General features: G+C 49.5%; 5 protein-coding genes and 4 tRNA genes. 1 reads left to right on the plus strand and 8 read right to left on the minus strand.

The genetic code is table 11. The annotated features are described in order from the left end of the window. The 5 genes from AAH450_RS20980 to AAH450_RS21000 all read right to left on the minus strand — a co-directional run. Positions 1–353 (minus strand): GTP-binding protein (locus tag AAH450_RS20980; RefSeq protein ID WP_261467596.1); only part of this gene is annotated, 353 nt, incomplete at its 3' end. A 114-nt stretch (positions 354–467) separates the two neighbouring features. Next, positions 468–543 (minus strand) — tRNA-Thr (locus tag AAH450_RS20985). Between the two features lie 6 nt (positions 544–549). Continuing rightward, positions 550–624: transfer RNA gene (locus AAH450_RS20990), tRNA-Gly, on the minus strand. Positions 625–916: 292 nt separating this feature from the next. Continuing rightward, a tRNA-Tyr gene (locus AAH450_RS20995) sits at positions 917–1,001 on the minus strand. Between the two features lie 20 nt (positions 1,002–1,021). Continuing rightward, positions 1,022–1,097, minus strand: a tRNA-Thr gene (locus AAH450_RS21000). Between the two features lie 661 nt (positions 1,098–1,758). On the opposite strand from AAH450_RS21000, the gene coaA reads away from it, so the two are divergent. Further along, positions 1,759–2,709 carry a type I pantothenate kinase gene (gene coaA / locus AAH450_RS21005; protein WP_342911920.1) on the plus strand — a complete coding sequence of 317 codons (951 nt, stop codon included), beginning with the start codon at positions 1,759–1,761 and terminating at the stop codon, positions 2,707–2,709. Positions 2,710–2,733: 24 nt separating this feature from the next. On the opposite strand, the gene birA is transcribed toward coaA, so the two are convergent. The 3 genes from birA to AAH450_RS21020 all read right to left on the minus strand — a co-directional run. After that, positions 2,734–3,696, minus strand: a complete 963-nt coding sequence (gene birA / locus AAH450_RS21010) for a bifunctional biotin--[acetyl-CoA-carboxylase] ligase/biotin operon repressor BirA (RefSeq protein WP_342911921.1) — start codon at positions 3,694–3,696, stop codon at positions 2,734–2,736. Then, complete coding sequence (gene murB / locus AAH450_RS21015) at positions 3,693–4,730, minus strand: UDP-N-acetylmuramate dehydrogenase (RefSeq protein ID WP_342911922.1); 1,038 nt, start codon at positions 4,728–4,730, stop codon at positions 3,693–3,695. Before murB ends, birA begins: the two co-directional genes overlap by 4 nt. A gap of 28 nt (positions 4,731–4,758) precedes the next feature. Beyond that, the coding region (locus AAH450_RS21020; RefSeq protein WP_342911923.1) for a hypothetical protein at positions 4,759–5,033 on the minus strand (275 nt) is incomplete at its 5' end.

A 5,033-nucleotide genomic window follows, 5' to 3' on the forward strand; every position in this document is an offset into this window, starting at 1 on the left:
TCACGGGTCTGAGGCATTGGGCCGTCAGTTGCAGCAACAACCAGAATTGCACCGTCCATCTGCGCAGCACCGGTGATCATGTTTTTCACATAGTCGGCGTGGCCTGGGCAGTCAACGTGCGCATAGTGGCGAGTCGGGGTGTCATATTCAACGTGTGAAGTGTTGATGGTGATACCACGTGCTTTTTCTTCTGGTGCGTTATCGATCTGGTCGAATGCGCGTGCAGAACCGCCGTAGGTTTTAGCCAGAACGGTGGTGATAGCAGCAGTCAGGGTAGTTTTACCGTGGTCAACGTGGCCGATAGTACCAACGTTGACGTGCGGTTTGGAACGTTCAAATTTTTCTTTAGACATCGCTTGTCCCTCTAAGACACGGATAAATCGGTGATATCACCACATCAACCAGGCAAAGCCTGAACTGTTGAATTTTAACGTACAGAGAAAGAATCAGGGAGGGAGATTTAGAAGTGGTGCTGATACCCAGAGTCGAACTGGGGACCTCACCCTTACCAAGGGTGCGCTCTACCAACTGAGCCATATCAGCACGGCTTGGAGCGGGCAGCGGGAATCGAACCCGCATCATCAGCTTGGAAGGCTGAGGTAATAGCCATTATACGATGCCCGCATCCTGGAACTCGGCTACCTGTTCTGTCTGTAGCTTTTGAACAACAAGAAGATGCCCTCTTGCTATTCGAGTCAACCCGCAAATGCTTGATGACCCAGACTGCGCTGGTGCTCAGTCGAAAATCTTCATGTCATTTCAACCTGAACTACCGGAAGAAATGGTGGTGGGGGAAGGATGAAGTCGCGCTGCTCCTTTCCCTGCCGGGTCAAACCTTCGAGGCTAAAGCTTCTCATCCTTCCCCGTGGGGATTCTGAAAATCTTTACCTCTCATTAACACTCTACTCAATGTTAATGGTGGTGGGGGAAGGATTCGAACCTTCGAAGTCGATGACGGCAGATTTACAGTCTGCTCCCTTTGGCCGCTCGGGAACCCCACCTGGGGTATTTCTTTACTTGATGGTGCCGGCTACCGGAATCGAACTGGTGACCTACTGATTACAAGTCAGTTGCTCTACCAACTGAGCTAAGCCGGCATCAAGTGGTGCGCATTCTAGGAAGAGCTGGGCTTCGATGCAACAAAAAAATCGCGATAAATGTTCTTATGCTTACTATTTGTGCAATTCTTCGCAAATTAACTCTTCCGCACCGCAACTTCGTTCAAAGAAGCGCCATTTTAGCGATTTTTTCACCACGGTAAGTTCAGCGACATTCTGCAAAATTTTGCCCAACACCGAAAAGGATCTCCCCTCTGGGGCAAAAAAACGCTTTTCACCTTAAATTCATAGCCACTAATTTATCCGGATGTTGCGTCCTTTCCATCCATTCCTGCACTTTTTGCTGCTACAGGACGTCTCCCCTCTTCTCTTCTTGTGTCGGGCGTTGAGAGTTCCTGCTGTTTTTTAGCGCTACAGGGTTAACCTTAAGAGGTTAATCATCCGACTTCTCTCCACTCCTCCTGCCGCGTTAATCAGGTTCCCTGCCTGATTGCCAGCAGATTATTCAATAAATGCGGCCCCCGTTACGTTTGCGCCCGCAGAATGTATTTTTCCTTCAGGTACTGCACGTCTGGTGTTACCCTCCTGCCCATTGTTTTCTGAAATTTACCTTAGTTACGTAAGCAGACTCTGGCGGCCGTAGCGCCGAGAAGTCGAACACGATCACGACAGGCAAATTCTTGCTGGCAGAAGCATGCATATGAGCAAAAAAGACTCCCCGATAACGACACCCTATTTGCAATTTAACCGTGCACAATGGGCTGCGCTGCGTAATTCAGTGCCAATGACCCTGAGTGAAGAGGAGATTGCGCAGCTAAAGGGGATAAATGAAGATTTGTCTTTGGAAGAAGTTGCAGAGATCTATCTGCCCCTCTCGCGTCTGCTGAATTTCTACATCAGTTCTAATCTCCGGCGGCAGGCGGTACTTGAACAGTTCCTTGGCACCAACGGGCAGAAGATCCCCTATATCATCAGTATTGCCGGCAGCGTTGCCGTTGGCAAAAGCACCACAGCACGCGTTTTACAGGCACTCTTAAGCCGCTGGCCAGAGCATCGTCGTGTAGAGCTGATCACTACCGACGGCTTCCTGCACCCTAATCAGGTGTTAAAGGAGCGGGGATTGATGAAGAAGAAAGGCTTTCCCCAGTCTTATGATATGCACCGCCTGGTTAACTTCGTTTCAGATTTAAAATCGGGCGCTTCTCAGGTTACTGCACCTGTTTATTCGCATCTTATTTATGATGTTATTCCTCAAGGCGATAAGGTTGTACAGCAGCCTGATATTTTAATTCTGGAAGGTCTGAATGTTTTGCAAAGTGGGATGGATTATCCTCACGATCCGCACCATGTATTTGTTTCCGATTTCGTAGATTTTTCAATTTATGTTGATGCGCCCGAAAACCTGCTGCAAAAATGGTATATCAATCGGTTCTTAAAATTCCGCCAGGGCGCATTCACCGATCCGGACTCCTATTTCCATAACTATGCCAAACTCTCAGAAGAAGAAGCGGTAGGCATCGCCACCCAGCTATGGGAGGAGATTAACTTTATGAATCTAAAAGAAAACATTCTTCCTACGCGTGAGCGGGCCAGCCTGATAATGACAAAAAGTCTTGATCATGCCGTCGATCTGGTGAGACTACGGAAATAAAAAAGGGGCGAAAGCCCCTGTTATTTATTCTTGCGGGCGCAATGATATTTCACCGCCAACCCAGGATTTTTTCACGCCATCCTGCTCCAGAATTAATCCGCCCTGCTGATCAATCCCTCGTGCAATACCCAAAATTTCTTTATCGCCAATAAGTAACTTAACAGGGCGATTAATAAAGTTATCGAGTTCGCTCCAACGCTGAATAAAAGGCGCTAATCCTTCACGTTCAAAAAGCGGCAAAGATTCTCGCATCGTATTTATTAAACGTGCCGTTAGCGTATTCCGGTCAACATTAACACCTGCTTCCTGCAAGTTTATCCAGCCCTGACTCACAATAGCCGCATCAGGCGTCCGCATAGCCAGATTAATGCCCGCGCCAATCACCAGCTGCGCTGCGTCGCCGGTTTTCCCTGTCAGCTCAACCAGGATACCGGCCAGCTTGCGGTCATTCAGATAGAGATCGTTAGGCCATTTGACTCTGACATCGCAAGCTCCCAGCGAGCGGAGAACTTCCGCAATCACAATGCCAATCACCAGGCTAAGCCCCATCGCCGCCATAGGTCCCTGATCAAGACGCCAGTACATAGAAAGATAGAGATTTGATCCAAACGGAGAGAACCACTGACGCCCACGCCTTCCTCTTCCTGCCTGCTGATATTCAGCCACGCAGGCATCCCCTGATTGCAGAGAATCCATCTTTTCCAGCAGATACTGGTTAGTAGAATCGATTACCGGAATAACTTCCAGCCGGTCTTCATTCAGCTGCTCAGCAATCTTCTCTTCATTCAGTAACTGCATTGGCGCGGGCAGGCTGTATCCTTTGCCCGTCACAGTAAATACGTCAATGCCCCAGTCTTTGAGGGTTTGAACATGCTTATTGATAGCAGCCCGGCTCATTCCAAGCCGTTCGCCCAGCTGCTCTCCCGAGTGGAATTCACCATCGGACAGAATATCAATCAATGTTAAAGGGACAGTATGACCTTTCATGCAATGACTCCAACGGCATCCTTTTCACCCTGAGCGCCAACAAAACGCACCTCAGGCTCCAGCCATACGTTAAATTTAGCACCTACTCTCTGGCGCACTTCATGTGCTAACGCCACGATATCACTGCCTGTCGCCTGGTTCTGATTAATCAATACCAGTGCCTGCTGAAGGTGAACAGCAGCGCCACCAATGCTAAATCCTTTAAGCTCACACCGGTCAATAAGCCATCCTGCGGCCAATTTACTGCTGCCGTTAGCCTGCGGATAGAGTGGCATATCGGGATAACTCTCGACAATTTTCGCCGCCAGTTCAGCGCTTACTACAGGATTTTTAAAGAAACTCCCTGCGTTTCCTACTTTTTCAGGGGCTGGAAGCTTACTGGTGCGGGTACGACAGACAGAATCGAAAATTTCCTGGGCTGTCACGCTACCTGGCGTTAATTTGCTTAGTTCTCCATAGGTTAATACGGGGATCCACTTTTTAGACAGTCTGATCCCTACGGCAGTAATGGCATAGCCCTTTTGATAATGGTGCTTAAATATGCTGTCGCGGTAGCCAAACTGGCACTCTTCTGCACTAAGGCGCATCGTCTCGCCTGAAGAGAGATCCAGCAGGTCGACATAGTCGCAGACATTTTTCAGCTCTACGCCGTACGCGCCAATATTTTGTATCGGGGCAGAACCCACGCAGCCTGGGATCATGGCGAGATTTTCCAGGCCCGGCAGCCCGATTTCCAGCGTATGCTGTACCAGCTGATGCCAGTTCTCACCCGCTCCTACATGCAGATGCCAGGCATCTTCTCCTTCCTCTATTGTTATTCCCTTTAATCTGTTGATGATTGCCATACCGGCAAAATCTTCCAGAAACAGTATATTGCTGCCTTCACCAATCAGCAGGGCTGGCAGATCTTTTCGCTGCGTTTCCTGCCAGGCCGCGATCAGCTCCTCTGGCGTAGTAGCGATGACAATCTGTTTTGCCTGGACATTAAGATTAAAGGTGTTGAAAGGTTTCAGAGAGTGGAACTGGCTGGACATGTTACGGCCTTTACGAATTTATCTGGCTTTAGTTTACCCGATCCACAGCTGCTCCGTTGAGGGATTTCTTCAGGTTGCACCTGTTAGCTTGATCCTGGACAGAGGCATATTGCCGGGTGAGGGGGGAGAAGTGAAAATACCAGGTGCTACAGGTTATTTTAAGGCGATGAAAACCGGATATGGCATAAAAAAAGGCCCCGTGCGTCAGCGCGGGGCCTTTTCTTTCTTTTTTCTGCGCCGGCGGGGATCGCGCCGCGCCTGCCGGACGCTCTCCGGCCCGACTGGCGGCCACGCCGCCGTCCT

The organism is Erwinia magellanica (assembly GCF_039023495.1).
Classification (GTDB): domain Bacteria; phylum Pseudomonadota; class Gammaproteobacteria; order Enterobacterales; family Enterobacteriaceae; genus Erwinia.

Excerpts from the sequence above, each read along its gene's own strand:
- coaA (WP_342911920.1), top strand. The coding sequence starts at position 1,759 with ATGAGCAAAAAAGACTCCCCGATAACGACACCCTATTTGCAATTTAAC.
- birA (WP_342911921.1), bottom strand. The coding sequence starts at position 3,696 with ATGAAAGGTCATACTGTCCCTTTAACATTGATTGATATTCTGTCCGAT.
- murB (WP_342911922.1), bottom strand. The coding sequence starts at position 4,730 with ATGTCCAGCCAGTTCCACTCTCTGAAACCTTTCAACACCTTTAATCTT.